This is a genomic window from Kribbella kalugense (assembly GCF_004365875.1).
In the GTDB taxonomy this organism is placed as follows: Bacteria; Actinomycetota; Actinomycetes; order Propionibacteriales; family Kribbellaceae; genus Kribbella; species Kribbella kalugense.
This window is the reverse complement of sequence record NZ_SODF01000001.1, coordinates 479,595-503,248: the sequence shown is the minus strand read 5'-3', so window position 1 is coordinate 503,248 and position 23,654 is coordinate 479,595. Positions and strand designations below refer to the sequence as shown.

17 protein-coding genes are annotated in these 23,654 nt (G+C 67.1%); 4 read left to right on the top strand and 13 right to left on the bottom strand.

What is annotated here, in order from left to right; all coding sequences use genetic code 11:
• Nucleotides 1-151 precede the first annotated feature (151 nt).
• Complete coding sequence (locus EV650_RS02435; protein ID WP_134114872.1) at nt 152-646, bottom strand: MarR family winged helix-turn-helix transcriptional regulator; 495 nt, start codon at nt 644-646, stop codon at nt 152-154.
• Between the two features lie 66 nt (nt 647-712).
• Here EV650_RS02435 and EV650_RS02430 point away from each other — a divergent pair, with 66 nt between their 5' ends.
• A complete protein-coding gene (locus tag EV650_RS02430) occupies nt 713-1,477 on the top strand; it encodes a hypothetical protein (RefSeq protein WP_134114870.1) in 765 nt (254 codons plus the stop codon).
• Here the strand turns inward: EV650_RS02430 and EV650_RS02425 are convergent.
• Nucleotides 1,396-2,139, bottom strand: coding sequence for a YqjF family protein (locus EV650_RS02425; RefSeq protein WP_202874325.1), 744 nt, complete (start codon nt 2,137-2,139; stop codon nt 1,396-1,398). The two genes, EV650_RS02430 and EV650_RS02425, sit on opposite strands and share 82 nt — an antisense overlap.
• Nucleotides 2,136-2,456, bottom strand: coding sequence for a hypothetical protein (locus tag EV650_RS02420; RefSeq protein WP_134114868.1), 321 nt, complete (start codon nt 2,454-2,456; stop codon nt 2,136-2,138). The genes EV650_RS02425 and EV650_RS02420 overlap by 4 nt, the downstream gene beginning before the upstream one ends.
• Before the next feature lie 59 nt (nt 2,457-2,515).
• On the opposite strand from EV650_RS02420, the gene EV650_RS02415 reads away from it, so the two are divergent.
• Nucleotides 2,516-3,574 carry an epoxide hydrolase family protein gene (locus EV650_RS02415; RefSeq protein ID WP_134114866.1) on the top strand — a complete coding sequence of 353 codons (1,059 nt, stop codon included), beginning with the start codon at nt 2,516-2,518 and terminating at the stop codon, nt 3,572-3,574.
• A 4-nt stretch (nt 3,575-3,578) separates the two neighbouring features.
• On the opposite strand, the gene EV650_RS02410 is transcribed toward EV650_RS02415, so the two are convergent.
• The 8 genes from EV650_RS02410 to EV650_RS02375 form a co-directional block, all read right to left on the bottom strand.
• A complete protein-coding gene (locus EV650_RS02410) occupies nt 3,579-4,580 on the bottom strand; it encodes a sugar phosphate isomerase/epimerase family protein (protein WP_134114864.1) in 1,002 nt (333 codons plus the stop codon).
• A 168-nt stretch (nt 4,581-4,748) separates the two neighbouring features.
• The gene (locus tag EV650_RS02405) at nt 4,749-10,118 is read right to left on the bottom strand and encodes a ThuA domain-containing protein (RefSeq protein WP_134114862.1); all 5,370 of its coding nucleotides are present in this window, start codon (nt 10,116-10,118) and stop codon (nt 4,749-4,751) included.
• 84 nt (nt 10,119-10,202) lie between these two features.
• A complete protein-coding gene (gene xylA, locus EV650_RS02400; protein ID WP_134114860.1) occupies nt 10,203-11,363 on the bottom strand; it encodes a xylose isomerase in 1,161 nt (386 codons plus the stop codon).
• Entirely contained in the window at nt 11,360-12,523 is a 1,164-nt protein-coding gene (locus EV650_RS02395; RefSeq protein ID WP_134114858.1) for a Gfo/Idh/MocA family protein, read from the bottom strand. Before EV650_RS02395 ends, xylA begins: the two co-directional genes overlap by 4 nt.
• Before the next feature lie 10 nt (nt 12,524-12,533).
• Nucleotides 12,534-13,571: a substrate-binding domain-containing protein gene (locus EV650_RS02390; protein WP_134114856.1), complete on the bottom strand. Its 1,038-nt coding sequence runs from the start codon at nt 13,569-13,571 to the stop codon at nt 12,534-12,536.
• A 17-nt stretch (nt 13,572-13,588) separates the two neighbouring features.
• Nucleotides 13,589-14,539 carry an ABC transporter permease gene (locus tag EV650_RS02385; protein WP_238173985.1) on the bottom strand — a complete coding sequence of 317 codons (951 nt, stop codon included), beginning with the start codon at nt 14,537-14,539 and terminating at the stop codon, nt 13,589-13,591.
• An 86-nt stretch (nt 14,540-14,625) separates the two neighbouring features.
• Nucleotides 14,626-16,110, bottom strand: a complete 1,485-nt coding sequence (locus tag EV650_RS02380) for a sugar ABC transporter ATP-binding protein (protein ID WP_238173984.1) — start codon at nt 16,108-16,110, stop codon at nt 14,626-14,628.
• A 26-nt stretch (nt 16,111-16,136) separates the two neighbouring features.
• Nucleotides 16,137-17,414 (bottom strand): ROK family transcriptional regulator, encoded by a 1,278-nt coding sequence (locus EV650_RS02375; protein WP_134114850.1) that lies wholly within the window; start codon nt 17,412-17,414, stop codon nt 16,137-16,139.
• A 156-nt stretch (nt 17,415-17,570) separates the two neighbouring features.
• Between EV650_RS02375 and EV650_RS02370 the strand changes: the two genes are divergently transcribed.
• On the top strand, nt 17,571-18,815 hold the full coding sequence (locus EV650_RS02370; protein ID WP_134114848.1) for a glycoside hydrolase family 99 protein: 1,245 nt from the start codon (nt 17,571-17,573) through the stop codon (nt 18,813-18,815).
• On the opposite strand, the gene EV650_RS02365 is transcribed toward EV650_RS02370, so the two are convergent.
• Both EV650_RS02365 and EV650_RS02360 read right to left on the bottom strand, forming a co-directional pair.
• Entirely contained in the window at nt 18,812-19,582 is a 771-nt protein-coding gene (locus EV650_RS02365; RefSeq protein WP_134114846.1) for a hypothetical protein, read from the bottom strand. The genes EV650_RS02370 and EV650_RS02365 overlap by 4 nt on opposite strands.
• 254 nt (nt 19,583-19,836) lie before the next feature.
• Nucleotides 19,837-20,634, bottom strand: coding sequence for a dienelactone hydrolase family protein (locus EV650_RS02360; protein WP_134114844.1), 798 nt, complete (start codon nt 20,632-20,634; stop codon nt 19,837-19,839).
• Between the two features lie 132 nt (nt 20,635-20,766).
• On the opposite strand from EV650_RS02360, the gene EV650_RS02355 reads away from it, so the two are divergent.
• Nucleotides 20,767-23,649 carry a S8 family serine peptidase gene (locus EV650_RS02355; protein WP_238173983.1) on the top strand — a complete coding sequence of 961 codons (2,883 nt, stop codon included), beginning with the start codon at nt 20,767-20,769 and terminating at the stop codon, nt 23,647-23,649.
• Nucleotides 23,650-23,654: the final 5 nt, after the last annotated feature.

Sequence of the window (23,654 nt, the reverse complement as noted above, 5' to 3'; positions counted from 1 at the left end):
GTTGGCTCAGGCCGTGCCGGTTTTTCGGCTTGTCGTTGGCGAAGTGGCTCAGCGACACCATCAGGTTCAGCGGTTCCATCAGTCCGTCCTCCGGTCTCTCGGCGCTTACACAGGTACGTCGGACCGGACCGGGCGAACTTGACATGCCCAGCTAAGAATCTTTCTCGGTGACCAGGACCAGGCTCCGGAGCAGGTCGTCGAGGCGGGTCCGGTCACCGGCGGACAGGTGGTGGATCAGCTCCTCCTCCACCCGCTGGATGTCGCCGATCCCGCGCTCCCAGAGCTCTCTGCCGGCGGGCGTGAGCGTCGCGACGACCTTGCGGCGGTCGTCGCGGTCCTGCGTGCGCTCGACGTACCCACGGCGTACCAGCGCGTCGATCCGGTTGGTCAGCGCGGCCGCGGACATGCCGAGCTGCCTGGCCAGCTCCCCGGGCGTCGCACGGTACGGCGTCCCGCCGCGGCGGAGCATGTGGAGCGTCTTGAACTCCCAAGACTGCAGCCCGTACGCGGCGAGGACGGCTTCCCGGCGGCGGTCGAGGTACCGCGTCAGGACCTGGAGCCGGACCGTGATGCCCTCGACGTCGCGGTCGAGGTGGTCGAGCTCTCCGGCCCAGAGCTCGATGTGCGCGTCGACGAAATCCTTCACCGGACTAACTTTTCAGCCACTGAAGGTTAGTTGTCAAATATTTCGATGTCGAAATACCGTCGTGGCATGAGTCAACTTGCCGCCATCGATGTCGTCACCGCCGCCACTCACCTGATGCGGGCCGGCCAATGGACCGCCGCGACCGCCCTGCTGACCGCCACCAACGCCGAGGATCCGGCCGAGCGCGCGACACTGACGCTGGCGCTCGCCGAGGTCGCGGTCGACCAGGACTTCGCTCAACGGACGAACCACGGATCGGCCGCCCTCGAAGCCGTGCTCGACGATTCGTGGGACCTCGAGTTCCTCAAGTTCCGGAAGGACTACTCGACGGCGCTGTTCGGGGGAGCTGCCGGAGACCTCAGCGAGCGCGCTCTGGCGCTCATCGCACAAGCACCGGACGACGCTCGCCGAGGAATGGCCAACTTCTACGCGGGAGTCATGGCCGACAACCTGTACACGAAGCCCGCGCAGGCCTTCGCGCATTACGAAGAAGCGTTGGCCTTGGGTGAAAAGAGCCAGGACGAACTGTTGATCTCGCTGGCACTGCGGCATCTCGGCGATCACGCGCACACAGCCGGCGACCTCGTCCTCGCTCGGACGCATTGGGAGCGGTCGACCGAGTTGCGGCAGAAGGTCGGGCACCTGCTCGGCGCGCTGGCCCAGCAGTCTCTGCTCGCCATGCTGCTCCGCGATGAAGGCGATATCGCCGGATCGCGGGCGCTTGCCACCGAGGTCAACCGATGGGCGCGTCAGGTGGACCTGGAGTTCATCGTTCGGGGGACCGCGGAACTGATGGGAAGTCCGAACGCCGCCGGTACGCCGGCGCCGTAGGCGACGTGATCCGGCGGCCTGCCCGGCGGAGTCAGGCCGACCGAGGTCAGCAACGCGTCTGCGTTCAGGCTGGTAACCGTCGCGGTGTGGAGGACCCACGGCGGGTGCTCGTTGGGGAGGTACCAGGTGCGTCCGAAGCGATGGATATGCAAACCCCAACGCGCGGTCAAGAAGTTCTCGAGCGGGCCCGCCCAGAGGCGCGGACCCTGCTCGATCCCGACGCTTGCCTCAACACGCGAGTGGCGGAGGGTCGATGTGTAGGTCTGGAGATTGCCCTTGCGTTCGTGGGTCATGCTGGCCCACCGGTACGGGAGCCCGAAGACGGTCCGCGCAGTGGCGACCACGGCCAGGCGATCAGCGTCGAGGCTGAGGAAGACGACACCGCGCCGGCCCGTGTCGTCGATCGAGTACAGGCGGATGTTCGTTTCCAGGAACGAGCCGAGATACGGAACGCCCGGCCCGCGCGGCAGACCTGTATCGACCATGCGGAAGGGCACCAGACCGACGTACGTGCGTCCCTCGAAGGTGTCCGGGCGGGTGCCGGGCGGGAAGAAGTGCGCGACCTCGGCCGGGTCGAGCGCCCAATGCAGGAAGGTCAGATCAAGCCATCGCTGCCGCAGGATGCGCGGCCGCGGCAACGGCGGCGCCTCCGGCCAGGTCACTCCGCTGTGGGCCGAACCTCGCACGTCGGCCGGCCATCGTTCAGTTCACAAACTATGTACGCCGTACTGCCGGACTCGGCCGGCTTCCACGGCATGACCGCATCACCCGCGAGCAAGGCGTCCAGCGTCTGCAACTCAGGATCGCGCTGTTCCTCGTGGTGCCGGTAGCCGGCTGCTCCGAGTGCGAGCGCGATCGCCATTCCGAGCAGGTTCACCTCGTTCGGCTCTTCCGGGACAGTCGTGCCCTCCCCCGGCTCCAGCTTGATGCCGTGGTCCGGGACCTCCACGATGCGCGCGGTGTACTTTCCAGCACTCATAGGCCGAGAGTAGCCGCAGCGGTCACCCGGTGTCCGCTACCCCTTCTAGTGTCGGCCGTATGGACTTTCGGGCAGAAGTACCGCAGACAGAGCTGGACGAGTTGCAACGACGCCTCGGCGCAGCCAGGTGGCCGGATCAGTTGCCGGAGGCGGATTGGTCGTACGGCGTGGAGCGCGACCGGCTGAAGGAGATCACGGAGTACTGGCGTACGTCGTACGACTGGCGGCGGTTCGAGGACCGGCTCAACGCGCATCCGCAGTATGTGACCGAGATCGACGGGCAGCGGGTGCAATACATCCACACGAAGTCGTCGCGGCCGCCGCTGCTTCTGCTGCACGGCTGGCCGGGAGCGAGCTCCGACTTCCTGGAGCTGATCGAGCCGCTCGCCGAGGACTTCGACCTGGTGATCCCGACCATGCCGGGCTTCGGGTTCTCCGGCCCGACGACCGCGACCGGCTGGGGCGTCGACCGGATCGCGCGGGCGTGGGCGACGTTGATGGAGCAGCTCGGATACGAACGGTACGGCGTACACGGCTACGACTGGGGTGCGCGCATCGGGCCGGCGCTCGCCCGGTTGGCGCCGGAACGGGTGGTCGGTCTGCACCTGGACGGCTACTTGGCGTTTCCGCAGGGTGAGGAGCTGACGGAGGCCGAGCAGCAGCGGTTGAGTGGGCTGGATCGGTGGCAGGCGGAGCGGTCCGGGTACGCGTCGATCCAGGGCACGCGACCGCAGACGCTGGCGTATGCGCTGGTGGACTCCCCCGTTGGTCAGCTGGCCTGGAACCTGGAGTGGTACGACGACTACGGCCACCGGATCGGTGCCATCAGCAACGACAAGATCCTGGACACCGTGACGCTGACCTGGCTGACCGGCACTGCTGGCTCACAGGCCAGGCTGTACCGCGAAAGCCAGTCATCGTGGGGTGCCGAGGTCACCCACTGTCCGGTTCCGACAGGCCTCGCCGTGTTTCCCAACGACAGCACCGTTCGCAAGCTGGTCGAGCGGGAGTTCGACGTCGTGCACTACACCGAGTTCGACCGCGGTGGGCATTTCGCCGCGCTGGAGGTCCCCGACTTGGTGATCGAGGACCTCCGAGCGTTCTTCGGCAAGCTCTAGGACTCTAGGACGAGAACGCCGCGTCGAAGGACGCGGTCGGCGCGTCGAAGGCCAGCGAGCGGACGAACTGGACGGCTTCGGCGGCGCCGACCAGTCGGTCCATCCCGGCGTCTTCCCACTCCACCGAGATCGGGCCGTCGTACCCGATCGTGTTGAGCATCCGGAAGCACGCCTCCCACGGGACGTCCCCGTGCCCGGTGGACACGAAGTCCCAGCCGCGGCGCGGGTCGCCCCAGGCGAGGTGCGAACCCATCCGCCCGTTGCGGCCGTTGCCGACCTGGCGCTTCGCGTCCTTGCAGTCGACGTGGTAGATCCGGTCCTTGAAGTCCCACAGGAAGCCCACCGGGTCCAGGTCCTGCCAGACGAAGTGGGACGGGTCCCAGTTCAGGCCGAACGCCGGCCGGTGCCCGATCGCCTCCAGCGTCGCGACGGTCGACCAGTAGTCGTACGCGATCTCCGAGGGATGCACCTCGTGGGCAAACTTCACCCCCACCTCGTCGAACACATCGAGGATCGGATTCCATCGATCGGCGAAGTCCTGGTAGCCAGCCTCGAGCATCGCCGGCGGTACCGGCGGGAACATCGCGACCGTCTTCCAGATCGACGACCCGGTGAACCCGACGACCACGTCGACGCCGAGAGCTCGCGCGGCCCGGGCCGTCGTCTTCATCTCCTCGGCGGCCCGTTGCCGCACACCCTCCGGGTCACCGTCGCCCCAGATGTGCGCGGGCAGGATCGCCTGATGCCGCTGGTCGATCGGGTCGTCGCAGACGGCCTGACCGAGCAGGTGGTTCGAGATCGTCCACACCTTCAGGTTGTACTTCGCCAGGATGTCCAGGCGGTCCTGGACGTACGCCGGGTCCTCGGCAGCACGCCGTACGTCGAGATGGTCGCCCCAGCAGGCGATCTCGAGCCCCTCGTAACCCCACGAGGACGCCAGCCGTGCCACCTCCTCGAACGGGAGGTCGGCCCACTGCCCGGTAAACAACGTGATCGGTCGAGCCATTCGTCTTCTCCTTGTCGTGTTACAGCAGGGGTGTCCCCGGCGGCGTCCGGAGCGCGAGGCCGCCGCCGGGGACGGTCACCGTGGGACTCGCGTTACCGTCGCCCGTCTGGGGCCGAACCAGCCGGGGCGGCGGCAGGTGTACGGCAGCGAGTTCCCACGGCGACGTCATCAGCCGAGCCGTGCCTTCAGGTCCTGTCCGACCGCGGTCAGCAGGGTTCTTGCGGGCACGTCCCGGACGGTCCGGGCCTGAGCCAGGTACAGGTTCAGCGCGACCGCGGCGACCAATGGTTGCCCACGGCCCGCAGCGCGCTCGGCCAGGCCGAGCTGGATCTTCATCACAACGGCTGTTGCCAACGGCACCTTTCCGCCAAGACGGTAGCGATCGACGAGCTTGACCGCTTCGGCGTACGACGCGACCACGGTGAACGGAACCTTCGTCACCGAGGTGTTGCCGGCCTTGTCGGTAGCTGTAGCCGACAGCGTGTGTGCACCGAGGCCTAGAGCGACGCCGTCAAGGCTCCCCGTCGTCGCCTTACCGTCCACAGCCAGCGTGGCGGCGCCCGGTCCGGACAGCGCGTCCGCGACAGTTGCTACGACCGTGGTGGTCGAAGCGACGCCGAGGGTGGCCGGTAGACCGGTGACCGTTGTTGTGGGCGGGCTCTGGTCGAGTTTGACCGTGACGGTTGCCGGCTCCGAGACGTTGCCCGCGGTATCACTCGCGCGGACCGACAGCGTGTGAGTGCCGTCCGTCGAGAGCGTGACCGGTGCGGTGCACTCGGACCAGTTGCCGTCACCAACCTTCTGTTCCAGATACACCTGACCACCCTGGTCGTCCACGCCCATCGCAGTGGCACTCACCGGAGCGGTCCACCACCCGGCCTGACCCGATGGTGTCGAGGGATCGAGGCCCAGCGTGACGGTCGGAGCCACCGTGTCCGTGACTCGTTTGAAGTAGTCGAACTTCGCCGTCTTCGATGCGGTTTGATCCACCCCGAACGCGTAGACGCCGAACTTCGCAGCTGCCAGCGCGGTGTTGGTCACCGGTGAGAGAGCGTTCCACGCGACACCCTCCGAGCTGTAGGACCCGGTGAACGTCGAGCCGGACTTGCTGATCCGGAGATACCAAACGCCCTGCGTCGGAGCCGGAGCGTTCGGTTGCGTCAACTGCACAACGTCAGCCACCTCACTCCGAAGCTCGATGCCACGGGCAACAGCTGATCCGGCTGCGTTGGTCGTGAGGTAGTCGAGCTTCACGTAGTTCGCGTCGTCCGCATAGACCATCAGGCCGGCTTGCTGGAAGGCTTCGTCGAATGACGACGCGTCGACCTTCGTCTCGATCGTCCAGTCGCCGTCCGGCGTCGGCTGCAGTACGAGGTTGCGCGGGTTGGTCGCCGTACCGCCGTAGATGTCGCCGTTGCTGGTGTCGATCTCCAGCCCGTCACCGGTCACCCGGTAGGCGGCAGGATCCGGTCGTACGACGTCCGTCCAGCGGCACGCGTCCAGCGAGGTGCCGGTGAACTCGTCGTCCGGCGTCGGCTGCTCGGCGGTGTCGTCCGGGGTGATCGTGAAGTAGTCGAACGACGCCGTGATCGGTAGCGCCTCGGTCCGGTTCGCCAGCCCGAACAGACCGATCCGTGGGTTCGTGATCCCGGCGAGCTGCTTCGTCTCCGGCATCTCGGTGAACGTCGCACCATCCGCGCTGTACGCCGCCTTCAGGTTCGCGCCGTCCGACGTGAGCCGGACCCACACCGCGTCCGGATACGCCTCCCCGAGGTTGGCTGTGTTCGACGCCGCCACCTCGTTCGGTACGCCGTTCTCCTCACGAATGAACTGGAAGATCCGGTCGGCCGCCGACGGATCACCGGTCGACCGGCCCTGGATCACCATCTTCGCGTAGTTGTCGTCGTCGCCGTACACGATCAGCCCGGCCTGCTGATACGCCAGTCGCGCCGGCAACGTCACCTTGGTCGTCGCCGACCAGGCTCCCGCGGGCAGTGGTTGCAGGACGAGGTTCGGCGTACCGGTGTTGCCGGTGCCGTAGATGTCCGTCGCGGTCAACGGGATCGACAGATTGCCGTTGGCAACCGACAGTTCCTGGTTGCCCCGGACAACGGACGACCAGCGTCCGGTGTCAAGCGCCGTATCCTCGAAGCCGTCGGACCGGCCGGTCAGGCAGGTCGGCAGCGTCGGGGCGTCCACGGTGATGTTGACCTTCGCGGTCCCCGCGGCTCCCCGCGCGTCGGTGACCGTCGCGACGGCCGTGTGCGTGCCCGGCGTCGTGAAGGTATGACTCGCGGTTGCTCCAGTTGCCGTTCCACCGTCGCCGAAGCTCCAGGCGTAGGTCAGCGGCAGGTCACCTTCGGGATCGGTCGCCGCCGCGGTGAAGTCGACTGCCAACGGCGCCTTGCCCTGGGTCACGGACGCTGTCACCGTCACGTCAGGTCGTTCGTTCTCCGTCACGCCCTTGCCGATGAACTTCACCCAGTTGACGTTCAGCTGCCCGGTCGTCTTCACGAAGTACAACGGCCCACTGTCCAGCGACGCACCACTGACCGGACCGGTGAAGTCGCCGTACGTCTGCCAACCACCGGTCGGCGACACCTGGATCGTTGCCACAACCGGACCATCCGTGGGCGATCCCTGCCGGACCTCGACGGTGGCACCGGTGTCCGGTGACGCGGCCCGCAACTGGAGCTGGTTGATGTTGGTCAGGTTGGTCGGCTTCCAGCCCCACCAGTCGCCGTCCTCGATGAACCCGATGTTCTTGCCTCCACCCGCGGTGTCACCGGTGTCCTCGACCTGTACGCCGGGCGCCGATCCAGGCCCGCCGGTCTCGTTGAAGAACTCGGCCTCCCGGGTCTTCGGCTGCAGCTGGACCACCTTCTGGGTCGTGATCTTGCCCGTCCCCGGCGCACCCTTGTCCGTGTACGTGACGGTGACGATGCCGAAGATGTTCGCGCCGACATGGCCCTGGTCGCCGGGCAGCGGGAAGTCACCCTCGCACCCGTGATACTGCTCGTACGGATGCGCGTGCTCGTCGTGCCCGAGGGCCGGCTGGGTGATCACGTCGTTGCAGTCGACAACGCCATCCTCGGGATCGGTGACCGTCACCTTGTAGTGGATCGTGTCGCCGAAGTCGAAGAACCCACCGTCGACCGGCGCCTGCACGGTGATCGTCGGCGCGGTGTTCCCAGACGTGATCGTCCGGTTCGAGACCGCAGTACGACCATCCGGATCAGTCACAGTCAACCGTGCCGTGAACACGCCGGCGCTCGCATAGGTGTACGACGGTTTGGCGTCGGTGCTGTCCGTCGTACCGTTGCCGTCGAAGTCCCAGGCCAGCGTCACCGGCTGCCCGTCCGGATCACGCGATCCGGTCGAGTCGAAGGCGACCGTCAACGGGACGGGACCGGACGTCTTGTCGGTGGTGAACTGCGCGATCGGTGCCCGATTCCCTTGTACATAGTCGATCCGGTAGATCCCCGAGTCGGCGTTGTTGCCACCGAACCCGCTCCCCCACTCGATCACGTACAGCGCGCCGTCCGGTCCGAACTGCAACGCGTGCGGCCGGATGAAGTTCATTTTCTGCAACATCCGCGACACGTCGGCAACGCCGGTCCGGTCGTCGTTCAGCTGCACCGAGAACAGCCGGCTGTCGTTCCAGTCGGCCCACACCGCCTTGCCGTCGAAGTACTGCGGCCACTTCCGGTCCGACGGGTTCGCAGCGTCGTACTTGTAAGCCCCACTCGTCATCGGCGCGCCACTGCCACCGATCTCCGGTACGCCGGTCGTGGACTTGCCCTGCCACATCGTCGCCGGGATCGCGGCCGGCAACTGGGTGATGCCGGTGTTGTTCGGCGACTCGTTGACCGGCGCGTTGCAGTCGAACGTCGGCCCCGACGTACCGGTGGCGAAGTCGTAGTCGTTGTACGGCGTGTTCGCGCCGACGCAGTACGGCCAGCCGTAGAACCCGGGCTTGGCGAGGATGTTCCACTCGACCCGGCCGTCCGGACCGCGGGTCGGCGAGACCGCGCCGGCGTCAGGTCCGTAGTCCGCGACGAACAGGTGGTTCGTGGTCGGGTCGATCCCGATCCGGAACGGGTTGCGGAAGCCCATCGCGTAGATCTCCGGCCGCGTCTTCGCCGTACCCGGCGCGAACAGGTTGCCGGCCGGGATCGTGTACGAACCGTCCGCCTCCGGGTGGATCCGGAGGATCTTGCCGTTCAGGGCATTGCTGTTGGCCGCGCTCCGCTGCGAGTCCCAGGCCGCGCGGCCCGGTCGCTCGTCCAGCGGCGCGTACCCGTCGGAGTCGAACGGGTTGCTGTTGTCGCCGGTGGCAACGAAAAGGTTGCCGTTGCCATCGAACTCCAGCGCACCGCCGGCATGGCAACACTGGTCCCGTTGCGTGTCGATCCGCAGTACCTGCTTCTCGCTCGCGAGCTCAAGCGTGTCACCAGTCACCTTGAAGCGCGAGACCTGATCGAAGGGCTCGGTGCCCACCGGGGAGTTGTAGAGATAGATGAAACCGTTCGTCGCGAAGGCCGGGTCCAGTGCGATCCCGAGCAGGCCGAACTCCTGGCCGGTGTAGACGTCCAGCGTGCCCGCTGTGACGACGGTTCCGTCGGTCTTGATGATCTTCACCGCGCCGTTCCGGTCGATGTAGAACACCCGGCCGTCGTCGGCGATCGAAAGCTCCATCGGGTTCGACGTGTCGTCGTCCAGCGTCACCTTCTCGTAGCTGTCGCTCAGCGACGCGCCACAGTCCGCCGGCTCGACACCGGCAGCAGTCTTGATGCCGCCCAGCAGCTGCTTGCGGAAGGTGGGATCGGAGTACGACTCGATCGTGTGACCCATGCCCGTGTACCAGGCGCGGCCGCCGTCGTAGTCCTGACACCAGGTGATCGGGTGCTCAGGCCCCATGTTCCCGCCCGTGTACGACGTTTCGTCGAGTGAGGCGAGCACGTGGACGGTGCCGCGCGGGTTGGTGCGGTAGTTGTACCACTCGTCGGTCCGCTGCCACAGCGTCGGCGCATCGGCCGTCGACGGGTGGGCGTGGTCCTCCACCTTCACGGTCGCGGTCGGCGTACCTGCGGGATGGCTGTCGAAGTAGCTGCCGACGAGCTGGCCGTACCAGGGCCAGTCGTACTCGGTGTCGGAGGCAGCGTGGATACCGGCGTACCCGCCACCGGCCCGGATGTACCGCTCGAAGGCGGCCTGCTGGTCGGCGTTCAGCACGTCACCGGTCGTGGACAGCCAGATGACGACCTCGTACTTCGCCAGCTCGGTGTCGTTGAACATGGTGGCGTCTTCGGTGGCGGTGACCGTGAAGCCGTTCTCGGTCGCCAGCTCGGTGATCGCCTGGATGCCGGCCGGGATCGAGTCGTGCCGGAAGCCGGCCGTCTTGCTGAAGATCAGGGCGTTGAAAGTCTCGTCACCGTGACCAGGGTGGGCCCTGGCTGGCAACGGTGCCAGCAAAGCCGCGATCAGGGCGAGCACGAGAAGGCACACCAACGTGCCAGGTCTGCGTAGCTGGATCATGCGGAGCTCCTCATGGGACGGATAAGGGTGCGCGCTCCATCACTACGAATCCCGTGCTCTGCCCTGCGCGGGACCACTACCGGATCAACGAACGCCGAGCAGGTGCTCCATCGCCAGCTGGTCCAGCTTTTCGAACCCGAGACCGCGCTCGGCCAGCGCTTCCCGGTCGTACTTCGCGTTGCGGAGCTCGTCCAGCGACTCACCCTCGGCCAGGGTGGGTTCGGACAACTCCGCGACCCGTGCGTCGGCGAGTGCCTCCGCAACCTCGGGGTCGGCACGGAACGCCTGCACCTTGTCGCGCAGGATCAGGTAGTTCCGCATGCAGCCACGGGCGGTCTCCCAGACGCCTTCCTCGTCCTCGGTCCGCGGCGGCTTGTAGTCGAAGTGGATGTACCCGTCGTACGCCGGGTAGCTTCCGGCTCCCTGCAGTACGTCGACCGTCCAGAAGGCCTCCCGCAGGTTCCCGGCACCGAACCGCAGGTCCTGGTCGAACCGCGGACCGTGCTGCCCGTTCAGGTCGATGTGGTACAGCTTCCCGTGCCACAGCGCCTGCGCGATCCCGTGCGCGTAGTTGAGCGAAGCCATCTGCTCGTGCCCGACCTCGGGGTTGATCCCGACCAGCTCGGGATCGGCGAGATCGTTGATGAAGGCAATCGCATGCCCGATCGACGGCAGCAGGATGTCACCGCGCGGCTCGTTCGGCTTCGGCTCGATCGCGAAGCGGATGTTGTACCCCTGCTCGCGCACGTACGCGCACAGCAGGTCCATCGACTCCTTGTACCGATCCAGCGCGGCCCGCACGTCCTTCGAACCACCGGACTCGGCGCCTTCGCGACCGCCCCAGAGCACGTACGTCGACGCGCCGAGCTCGGCCGCGAGGTCGACGTTGCGGAGCACCTTGGCCAGCGCGTACCGCCGTACCTGACGATCGTTGGCGGTCAGGCCGCCGTCCTTGAAGACGGGATGACTGAACAGGTTCGTGGTCATCATCTCGACGACCAGGCCGGTGTCGGCCAGGGCCTTCGTGAAACGCTCGAGCACCTGGCCGCGAGTGGCGTCGTCGGGTACGACGTCGTCGTCGTGGAACGTGACCGCGGCGGCGCCCAGTTCGGCGAGCTTCTCGACCGCGTGCACCGGGTCCATCCGCGGGCGGACCGCGGTACCGAAGACGTCGACGCCTTCCCAGCCTACGGTCCACAGACCGAAGGAGAACTTGTCGTCCTTGGTCGGGGTATAGCTACTCATTCAGGAATCTCCTGCCATTGTCGTGACGTCGAACTGGTCTCGACCGCGGCCAGCACTCGCTGGACCTGCAGCCCGTCGGCGAACGACGGTGTCGGATCGACTCCTTCGGCGATCGCATTGACCAGGTCGACGACCTGATGGGTGAACCCGTGTTCGTAACCGAGCAGGTGGCCGGGCGGCCACCAGGCGGCGACGTAAGGGTGGGCGGGTTCGGTGACGAGGATGCGGCGGAAACCCGCGGTCCTCGAGTCTTCTCCTGCGTCGTAGTAGTGCAGGAGATTCATGTCCTCGAAGTCGAACGCCAGACTTCCGAGGCTCCCGTTGATCTCGATCCGGATCGCGTTCTTGCGGCCGGTCGCGAACCGGGTCGCCTCGAAGACGCCGAGCGCGCCGGACCGGAAGGTGGCCAGGAAGACAGCCGCGTCGTCGACCGTGACGGGTCCGCGTTCGGTCCCCGCCGTACCGGCAAGACCCGAGTGCTCCGCCGCGACCGGCCGTTCCTTGACGAACGTCTCGAGCCGCGCGCTGACCTCGCCGATGGTGTCACCGGTGATGTACTGCGTCATGTCGACGATGTGCGCGCCGATGTCGCCGAGTGCGCCGGAGCCCGCCTTCTCCTTGTCCAGCCGCCACGACAGCGGCGCCTCCGGGTCGGAGATCCAGTCCTGCAGGTACTGCGCCCGGACGTGCCGGATCGTACCGAGTTTGCCCTCGGCAACGAGCTGGCGGGCCAGCCCGATGGCCGGCACCCGGCGGTAGGTGAACCCGACCATCGACCTGATCCCCTTGGCCCTGGCCGCCTCGGCCGCGGCGGTCATCGCCTCGGCCTCCTCGACGGTGTTCGCCAGCGGCTTCTCGCACAGCACGTGCTTGCCGGCTTCCAGGGCGGCGATGGCGATCTCGGCGTGACTGTCGCCCGGCGTGCACACGTCGACCAGCTGGACGTCGTCGCGGCCGAGCAGCTTGCGCCAGTCGGTCTCGGTCTCCTTCCAGCCCAGCTTGGTGGCGGCCGCTTGCACAGCCTCGGCGTTGCGACCGCACAACACGTTCATGGCAGGGTTCAGCGGCAGGTCGAAGAAGCGCGGTGCGCTCCGCCAGGCCTGCGAATGGGCCGCTCCCATGAACGCGTAGCCGATCAGGCCGATGCCCAGGTCACTCATAACTCTCCAATCAGCTCTCGAATGCAGTGGGTAGGTACTGGTCCACGTTGTCCTTGGTCACCACCGGCGCGTACAGCTGGACCGTGCGCGGCACCTCGACCTCCACCAGGTCGCCGAGGGCCTTCTTCTGCACCAGCAGCCGGGCCAGCCGGATGCCGTCGGCACCCTGCGTGGACGGGTAGATGACGGTGGCCTTCAGCAACGAGCTGCCGGACTTGATGTCCCGCATCACGTTCGCCGAGCCGGCCCCGCCGACCACGAAGAACTCCTTGCGGCCGGAGTTCTTGATCGCGGCCATCACGCCGACACCCTGGTCGTCGTCGTGGTTCCAGATCGCGTCGATCTTCGGTGCCGCCTGCAACAGGTTGGCGGCGGCCTTCTCACCGGACTCGACGGTGAACTCGGCGGCGACCCGGTTGTTCACCTTCAGGCCGCAGTCGGCCAGCGCTTCCTTGAAGCCCTTGCTGCGGTCCTGAGTCAACGGCAGCGAGTCGATCCCGGCGATCTCCGCGACCACCGCGTCCTTCTTGCCCTTCAACTGGTCGCAGATGTACGTGCCGGCCGACACGCCCATCCCATGGTTGTCACCGAGCACCGTCGTACGGGCGGCGAACGGGCTGTCGAACTCGCGGTCGACGTTGATCACCGTGATTCCGGCCTCCATCGCCTTCGTCGCGACCGGGGTGAGCGCGGCCCCGTCGAACGGCAGCAGGACGATGGCGTCGACCTTCTGGTTGATGAACGTCTCCACCTGGCTGATCTGCAGGTTCACATCGTTGGTGCCCTCGGCAACGACCAGCTCGACGTCGGAGTACTTCTTCGCCTCGGCCTGGGTCGCCTTGGTGATGGCGCCCATCCAGCCGTGGTCGGCGGCCGGTGCGGAGAAGCCGATCTTGACCTTCTTACCGGGCTCGTCGTTCTTGACGGCGGCCTGGTTGGCCGGCGCGTTGCCGGCGTTCTCCTCGGCCTTCGGGGTGTTACCGGTACAGGCCGTGAGGGCGAGCACGCTCACCCCGGCCAGGACGAGTGTTCGGGCGGAACGGGACATCCTTGTCCTCCTCAGAACTAGGTGTTGCTGCTGCGGGCGAGGCGCTGCTGGAGCAGGACGGCGACCACGATGATCGCGCCCTTCGCCACCGACTGGGCGGAGATGCTCAGGTTGTTCAGGGTGAAGACGTTGTTCAACGTCGTGAAGATCAGTACGCCGATCACCGTGCCAACGATCGTGCCGCGGCCACCGGACAGCAGCGTGCCGCCGATCACCACCGCCGCGATCGCGTCCAGTTCGTACAACTGACCGTGGGTGGAGCTCCCCGTTGTCGTCCGCGCCATCAGCATCACCGCGGCGATCCCGCAGCACAGCCCGGCCAGGACGTACAGCGCCACGGTGTGACGCTGAACCTTGATACCCGCGAGGCGGGCGGCCTCGGCGTTGCCGCCGACGGCGAAGGTACGGCGGCCGAAGGTGGTCCGGTTCAGCACCACCCAGCCGGCCGCGGCGACCAGCAGGAAGATCCAGACCAGCACCGGTACGCCGAGCAGCGAGCCGCCGAAGAAGTCGACGAACGAGTTGACCGTGATGATCTGGGTCTTCCGGTCGGAGATGATCTCGGCCAGACCACGCGCCGCCGCCAGCATCGCCAGCGTCGCGATGAACGGCACGATCTTGCCGTAGGCAACGAGGAGCCCGTTGACCAGACCACACGCGGCGCCGACCACCAGCGCGGTCGTGACCATGAAGATCCAGTGGAAGTCGGCAGCCAGTTGCTGGGTCGCCAACGTAGTCGCCCAAACTGACGCCAGCGCGACCATCGCGCCGACGCTCAGATCGATCCCGCCCCCGGTGATCACGAACGTCATCCCGACACTGACCACGCCGATAACCGCCGCCAGCCGCAGAATCGTCAGCACGTTCGCACCAGTCGCGAACGTATCGCCGGCCGTGATCACCCCGACGATGCAAAGGACAACCAGCGCAACGACCAGACCAAGGTTGCGTCCGACACCGGATCTCATCAGCCTGGCCGAGTTCCGGGTAGCCGGTGGGGTCACTGTCGCTTGAGTAGACGGTGTCGTTTCAGGGGTTGTGATGTCCTCACTCATCACACCGCACTTCCTTCCATCACCAGGTCGAGGACCTGGTGTTCGTCGATGGCTTGTGCGGGTCCCGTGTGGACGGAACGCCCCTCCCGCAGTACGACGACCCGGTCGGACAGACCGAGCACTTCCTCGACTTCACTGGAGACCAGCACGATCGCGACCCCGTTGGCCGCCAGCGTGCGGATCAGCGTGTAGATCTCCGAGCGTGCACCGACGTCGACGCCGCGCGTCGGTTCGTCGAGCAGCAGCACCCGGCAGTCGCGCAGCAACCAGCGAGCCAGCACGACCTTCTGCTGATTGCCGCCGGACAAGTTCCGGACCGGTTGGTCCACGCCGACCGGACGAACATCCAACGTCCGGGTCAACTTCGCAGCCGCTTCTCGCTCGGCGTGGTTGTTCAGGAATCCCGCGCTGGCGAAGCGTCCCAGCGTCGACACCGTGATGTTCTTGTACACGGCCTCGTCCAGCAGCAGCGCCTGACTCTTCCGTTCCTCCGGCGCGAGCCCGATCCCCGCCTTCACCGCGGCCTGCACCCGCCCCGGCCGCAGCGCGACGCCGTCGACCTTGACGAACCCGGTCGCCGGCCGACGTGCGCCGTACACGGTCTCAAGTACTTCGGAACGCCCGGACCCGACGAGTCCGGCCAGTCCGACGATCTCCCCCGCGCGGACGCTGAACTCGATGCCGGCGAACTCACCGGGCCGGCTCAGGTTGATGACCTCGAGTATGACGGGCGCCGTGGTGGGGATCTCGTTGCGCGGCGGGAAGACGTACTCGATCGAGCGGCCGGTCATCAGCCGGATGAGTTCCCTGGTCGGGGTGTCGCGCGCATCGAGTCCGGTGGCGACAGTCGCGCCGTCCTTCAGGACCGTGACCCGGTTGCCGATCTGGCGGATCTCCTCGAGCCGGTGCGAGATGTAGACGACCGCGACACCGCGTTCGGTCAGGCCGCGGATCACCCGGAACAGGTTCGACACCTCTTCCGGATCGAGGACCGCGGACGGCTCGTCCATCACGATCAGTCGAGCGTCCCGGGACAGCGCCCTGGCCATGCTGACGACCTGCTGCCCGGCGGCCGGCAGCGAACCGACCGTCCGATGGGTGGGGATCTCGGCGTGCCCGAGACCGGCCAGGATCTCCCGCGCCTTCGTGGTCGCCTCGTGGGCCCGGCTGAAGCCGAAGCGGGACGGCTCGTTGCCGAGAAAGATGTTCTCGGCAACGGTCAGCTCGGGCACCAGGTCGAGTTCCTGGTAGATCGCGGCGATACCGCGCTCGATCGCCGCGGTCGGGCTGTTCAGCTGGACCGGCTCGTCGTTGAGACGAATCGTGCCGGCGTCCGGCTGGTGCGCACCGGTCAGCACCCGGATCAGCGTGGACTTGCCGGCGCCGTTCTGCCCGAGCAGGCAATGCACCTCGCCGGCCCGGACATCGAGATCGACACCGTCCAACGCCCGTACGCCGGGGAACTCCTTGACGATCCCCGTCATGGTCAGTAGATCGCTCCCAGGCATATTCACTGCGCCACTCCGGTCTCGGAGCGGCCGATCATCGTCGGGTCTACGAAGACCCGGTCGAGCGCGATCTGCGCGCCGCCGCGGACGGCCGCGGCGAAGCCGAGCTCCGAGCGGACGACCCGGCAGCCGCCGCCGTCCGGTGCGATCACGCGCTCGCGGATCGCCTTCTCCAGTGGTTCTCTCAGCCACGGCCCGAGTACGGCGAAGTAGCCGCCGAGCACGAGCACGTCCGGGTTCAGGATGTTCACCAGGATCGCTCCCCCAATCCCCAGCCAGATGCCGACGTCCTTCAGCGCGGACAGCGTCCGCGCATCCCCCGCTTCGGCCCGCCGGGTGATCCCGGCCAGCCGTTGCTCCACGTCCAGCGACGGATCCCGCACCGGGTCGTCCCTGTCCGTTGCCTTGTGCAACAGTGCGGTCAGCCCGACGACGGTCTCCCAGCATCCGGTCCGCCCGCAGCCGCAGGTCCGGCCCGGCGGCGCGACCGGCATGTGCCCGACCTCGCCGCTGTACCCGTGCCCGCCGCGCAGCAGATGCCCACCGGCCACGACGCCACCACCAACACCGACGGCTCCGGTCAGCAAGACCAGGTCATGCACCGGCCCGTCCTCGGTCTGGCGCAGATCGGCGTACGCCGCCAACGCCGCCAGGTTCGCCTCGTTGTCCACATGCAGCGGGTACGTCGGCTCGCCCAGCCGCGTGCGCATCTCCTGAGCGACCGACAGCTCGCCCCACCCCAGGTTCGGCGCGAGCTTCAGTTCGCCGGTCTCACCCTGGACGAGACCCGGTACGGCGAGGGTGACGCCGGCCAACTGCCCGCCACGCGCATCCACGGCCGCGACCGCTTCCTGGACCAGCTCCGCGAACCGGTCAAGCGTCGTACCCGGGTCGAGGTGGGCGACGTCGACCGGGACGCGCTTCTCCAGAACGACATCGCCGGATAGGTCGAGGGCGGCGACCGCGAGGTAGTCGACGTTGATCTCGGCGCCGACGCCGCAGACGGCGGAGCCGCCGAGCTCGACGAGCTGTCCCGGGCGGCCCAGCGCGCGACTGGAGTCCGCTCGTCCTTCGCGCAGCAGTCCGCGTTCGACGAGCTCGGCGACGAGGCTGCTGACGGTCGCCTTGTTCAGGCCGGTGTCGTCGGCGATCCGGGCGCGGGAGCGCGGACCGAGGTCGCGGACGTGCCGGAGAACGACGGAGAGGTTGTTCCGCCGGAGCGAGACGTGGTCTGCGGCGACGCCCCGGCTCCCCGGGCGACGACCGTCGGTGAGCGTCATCCAGCCCCCTCTCCAGACTTTGTCTGTTGACCCAACAAACTAAGTTCACGCCGGAAAACCGTCAAGTGTTCGCAACAGTCGAGTTCTTGCAGGGCTTTGTCGAACTTTGTACGCTCGCCGGGTTCTCTCCTGTCCGCCCCCACCAGGAGCACGCTCATGACGCTCTCTCGCCGTACCTTCCTCGCCGCCACCGCCGCCGCTGCCACTGTTGGCACAGCCGGCACGGTCGGCACCAATCTCCAGTCCGCCTTCGCCGCCAGCCCGCCTGGTGACGTGGTCGGCAAAGTCACCGTCGGATACCAGGGCTGGTTCGCCTGTGCCGGTGACGGCGCCCCGATCAACGGGTGGTGGCACTGGAGCAACAACTGGGGGCAGCCGCCCTCGCCGACCAACACCGCGATCGTCAGCTGGCCCGACGTCCGCGACTACAACTCGACGTACCAGACCGCGTACTCGAACCTCGGCAACGGACAGCCGGCCAAGCTGTTCTCGTCGTACGACCAGCAGACCGTCGACACGCACTTCCAGTGGATGCAGCAGAACGGCTGCGACACGGCCGCGCTGCAACGGTTCAACCCGACCGGCGGCGAAGGGCCGACCCGCGACGCGATGGCCGCGAAGGTGCGGCAGTCCGCCGAGCAGTACGGGCGGAAGTTCTACATCATGTACGACGCGACCGGCTGGACGAACATGCAGTCGGAGATGAAGTCCGACTGGACCTCGAAGATGAGCGCGTACACGTCGTCATCGGCGTACGCGCGGCAGAACGGCAAGCCGGTCGTGTGTATCTGGGGCTTCGGCTTCAACGAGGCGAACAAGGACTTTCCGGCATCGGTCTGTCTGGACGTCATCAACTGGTTCAAGGACCAGGGCTGCTACGTGATCGGCGGCGTACCGACGCATTGGCTGCCGGGGAACGAGGACTCGCGGCCCGGGTACCTGGACGTCTACCACGCGTTCAACATGCTGTCGCCGTGGATGGTCGGCCGGATCAGCGACATCGCGGGCGCCGATCACTACTACAACAACGTGAACCAGCAGGACCAGGCGGACTGCAACGCCCACGGGATCGACTACCAGCCGTGCGTGATCCCAGGTGACCTGCAGTCCGGGCATCGTGCGCACGGTGAGCTGATGTGGCGGCAGTTCTACAACCTGACGCGCGTTGGCGTGCAGGGTTTCTACATCTCGATGTTCGACGAGTTCAACGAGGGCAACCAGATCGCGAAGACCGCGGAGTCCTCGGCCTGGATTCCGTCCAGTTCCGGCATCCGCGCGCTCGACGAGGACGGCACTGCCTGCTCGTCCGACTACTACCTCCGGCTGACCAACGACGGCGGCCGGATGCTCAAGGGCGAAGCGCCGGTCACGGAGACGCGACCGACGCAACCCGTTGTCTAGAAGAGCTCCATGCTGTCGGCAGCCGCGGTGATGACCGGGTTGTCGAAGTACAGCCGGCAGGCGATGGCGTGGCCGGTGCAGGTGAGCAGAGCCGGTCCGGCCGCGTCGACGACGCGGTACGCGACCGGGTGCTCGCAGCGCTCGACCTCGCCCTCGTTCTGCCGGCCGCAGCCGAGCACGTGGCAGGTCGCGGTCTCGCCGATGTTCATCAGCGTGAGGCCGTGCTCGGGGCAGACGCCCCAGCCGACACCGCACGCCTGGCCCTCGTTCGCCGCCAGCCGGACGAGCTTGCCGGCGGTCACCTCGAGCTTGGTCGCCAAGTCGCGGAAGGTAGTCGCGGCCTGGTCGAGATCACGCCGGAAACGCCGCAGTTCAACGGAATCCGGCATGCTCTGCGTCGCCGCGTGCAGATCTTCGGCCAGGGTCATCGCCGCAACCGCGATCTCGTCCACGCGGACAGGGGTGTTGAACTGGCGCAGCGTCGTACCGTTCGGCGTTCTAGGCCGATCGCGAACCTCGGACAGCCACTCCGAACGAGGTACGTCGTCCGGCTGGCGCACCTGGATCTCGGCGATCTGCTGCCCGGACTGCCACTCCGGCGCCGGCTGGTCGCCTTTCTGATCGACCGTCTGGTCGACCTGCTGTTCGTCCTTCTGGTCGTCCGCCGGTGCTTCGAGGTGAGCGCTTGGTTGCGGAGCGTGACCATGTCCGTGACCGTTGGTCCCGTTCACTTGGATCCGGTTGTCTTGCGCTACCCGCCCGTTCATACAGCCTCACTCATCTGATGCCTGGCACCCGCCATGCGCGATGCGCGTCCCCTGTTGTGCCTCCGACGGCCGATCGTGCCATGCACCAGGCACCCACGACCAGAGGAAAACATCGGCGTCACCCACCGCACCCCCATACTTGCGGACCGCAACGATCAATCCCCAGGCATTCCTAGCCTCCCCCGCTCAACGGCGACCGAATCACACCGTCTGCGTTACTCAACGTGGTTTTGACATTTCCACACGGAACGTCGTCAGGCGGTCGCTGTCAGGTGTTCCCGGAGGAAGTCGACGGTTCGGGCCCGGGCGGCGAAGGCCGAGTTCGGCGGGTTGTCGCGGACCTCGGCCGTGAGCACCGCGTGCGCATTCTTGCTGTATCCGTCCGCATTCCCTGGCGAGGAGTCGAGCTCGATCACCTCGAACGCATCACCGAGCTGCGCGCGCAGAGTGCTGAATCGCTCAGGCGCCGCCGCTCGGTCCCCGCTGAACCGCAGGCCGAGCACGCACAGCCCGTCGGTCCGCGTCCGCTCCTTGACGACCTCGAACTCCTGCTGCGACAACCCCGGATCGCTGCGCCGCTTGGCGCTCACTGGGAACGGCACCGACGGCTGACTGAGCACTGGCGCGGTGACGACATCCTCGACGGCGGTGGCGAGCGCGAATCCCCCGGTGAAACACATCCCGATCACACCGACGCCGCGTCCGGGCGTCCGGCCGGCGAGGTCGGTCGCGACGGCACGCAGGTACTTCGTGATCGGCCGCTCGGCGTTGACCGCGAAGGCGCGGAACTCCTTCGAGACGCACAGTCGCGCGACGGTGCCCAGTACGTACCCCATCGACTCCTTGCGTCCCGGCGTACCGAAGGGCGACGGGATGACGACTGTGAAGCCCGCCTCGACCAGGTGTTCGCCGAAGCCGATGACGCCAGGGCTAAGTCCGGGGATCTCGGGGATCAGGACGACGCCCGGCCCCTCGCCCTTCTCGAAGCAGTCGTAGGTCAGGCCGCCGCCGGTGAACGGCGCCCTCCGCCAGGAACTCAGTTCCTCAGTCATGACCAGAGCTTAGAGCGGCATGCCGTCACCTTGTCGTGAAATTGCAGCTTGTGACATCGATTCCGGTCTCCACTGGAATTCAGTCCTCTGCCATAATCCGCAGGTCTATCACTTTGACCCGTGGGGGGTCCTGTGTCATTCCGCCCTGCGCTCCTGTTGCGCCTGGGGTTGCCCGCAGCTCTGGTTGCCGGCTCGCTGATCGTGCTGACGGGGTCGTCCGGCTCGGCCGCACAGCCGCGTCCCTTCCATCCGCCGTTCACCGCCCATCCGTCCGCGAAAGGCGAGTTCGAGCCGAACACCGTGATGGTGAAGTTCAAGCCGAAGGCAACGACCGCCGCTCGCCGGTCCGCGGTCGCCAAGGTCGGCGGCAGTACCGAAGACTCTGTCGTTTCGGATTTCGTGAAGGTCACCGGCAAGCTGTCCGCGCCCGAGCTGCTGAAGAAGGTCGAGGCCGACCCGAACGTCGAGCTGGCCTCGCTCAACTACAAGCGGTACGTCTCCGCGGTCCCGAACGACACGTACTACAACAGCGATCAGAAGACGTACCTGAACACGACCCGCGTCCCGGCCGCCTGGGATCTGTCGAAGTCGACCGGCAACCAGATCGTCGCCGTACTCGACACCGGCGTCGACGCCGGTCACCCGGATCTCGTCGGCCACCTCGTGCCGGGGTACAACGCGACCTCGAGCACGCGGCCGAACCCGGTCGACGACAACGGGCACGGCACCATGACGCTGGGCATCATCGCAGCCGGCGCGAACAACGGCATCGGCGTCGCCGGTGTCGGCTGGAACGTCAAGGCGATGCCGGTCAAGGTGATGGGCGCCAACGGCTCCGGGTACGACGCGGACATTGCCGAAGGCATCAACTGGGCCGTTGCCCACGGCGCCAAGGTGATCAACATGTCCCTCGGCGGGCCCGGCGACAACTCCGTGCTGCACAACGCCGTGACGAACGCGGTCAACAAGGGCGTCGTCGTTGTGGTTGCCGCTGGCAACGACGGGACCGACGTTGTGCAGTACCCGGCCGCGTACCCGGACGTGATCGCGGTCGCCGCGACCAACCCTGGCGGTGTGAAGACCGACTTCAGCTCGTACGGCGACTGGGTCGACGTGGCCGCTCCCGGCTGGAACATCCTGACCACCGGCGCGCGTTCGCTGACGCCACCGGAGTTCGCGCCGTACTGGTACTGCACCGGCACGTCCTGCTCGGCGCCGATCGTGGCCGGGATCGCGGCCCTCGTCCGGAACAAGTGGCCGACCTTGACGCCGGCCCAGGTCGCGCAGCGGCTCGAGGTCCTCGCCCGGGACGCCGGTCCACGCGGAATCGATCCGTACTACGGCCACGGCATCGTCGACGCGTACGCCGCCCTCGGCGGCCGCTTCGCCCCGGACTTCCCGGTCAACCCCGAGGACAACCTCGACCAGCCATCGCGTTCCTTCCCGGTGGCGGTCCCGGTAGCGGGCTCCAAGACGACCAGCTCGACGATCAGCGTCGAAGGCGACGTCGACTGGTATCAGGTGACGTCGGCGACGAACCGCAACCTCAAGGTGTCGGTGACCGGGCCGCTGTTCAGCTGTGCCTTCGCGGAGAACTTCGGGCCCCGGATCGATGTCTACAACTCCAGCCTGCTCTCCCTGGGCCATGCGGTGAACCCGTATCCGTCCACGCCGATCGACCCCGCCACCGGCTGTCCCCAGGCCACCAACCTGACCGCGACGGTGAACGTCAGCGCGAACGACACGACGTACATTGCCGTGCGCAACGACAACGGATCCCGGGACACCCGGAAGTACACGCTGACCGTCTCCGAGGAGGGCGCCGGCTCGACCCCGACCGGGACCGCCTACCCGGTCGCGGACGTGAAGCCGAACGACCTGTCCGCCAACGCCGTGCTGACGACGACGCCGATCGTGATGTTCGCGCGGGATGTCGTTGCCGCCAGCGTGAACCCGACGACGGTGCGGCTGCTGAACGGCAGGACCGGTTCGTCGGTCGGCGCGACGGTCGCCTTCGACGCCGGGACCCGTCTGGCCACTCTCAAGCCGACGGTGCCGTTGCTCGACAACACGCCGTACCGGATTGTTGTGAGCGGGGTGCAAGGGGACGGTGGGACGATCGCGCCGTTCACCAGTGTGTTCTCGACGGTGGACCAGACGCCGTCCGCGGCCGGGTCCTTCGACGCGACGGGTGCGTACCTGGCTGCGAACCTTGCCTGGAAGATCCCGCCGACCGGCGACCTCGACCAGGTGATCGTCCGCCGGAACCCGATCAGCAAGCCGCCGACGGCGGCGACCGGGACGCTGGTCTACGCAGGCACGGGCTCCGCGGTGAAGAACACCGGGCTCTTGCAGGGCGTCACGTACACGTACGCCGCCTGGGTCAAGGACCGCGGTGGCAAGACCAGCCCGATCGCGACCACGCAGCTGTTCGGGATGAAGACCGGGATCTCGACCACGTCGACGCTGATCAACTACGGCGGCTCGATCACGCTGCGCGGGAGCACCCTGCGGATCGACAACAAGGCGTACGCCGGTCTGCCGACCAACCTGTACGTCCGGCCGAAGAACTCGACGAAGTTCACCCTGCTGGCCGCGCTGAAGACGTCCTCGACCGGGACCGTCAGCTACACCTACAAGCCGGCCGTCTCCTCGGTGTACATGATGACGTTCCCCGGGAACGCCGATCTGATGGGCACCCGGACGCCGGACGTCACCGTCCAGGTGGCCCCGACGATCTCGGCCACTCTCGCACCGACGGCGGTCAAGCTCGGCAAGACCACCGCGATCAGCGGCTACATCGCGCCGGCCCACGCTGGTCAGCCCTTGTACCTGCAGCAGTACGGGAACAAGGTCTGGAAGTCGATCGCGTCGGTCAAGCCGATCTCGTCCGGCAAGTACGCCTTCGGCATCAGGCCTGCGGTACGGGGCCAGATCGCCTACCGGATCTGGTTCCCCGGCGACGCCGATCACGCGCAGGCGTTCTCCGCGAACAAGATCGTCACCATCAGCTAAAGGCC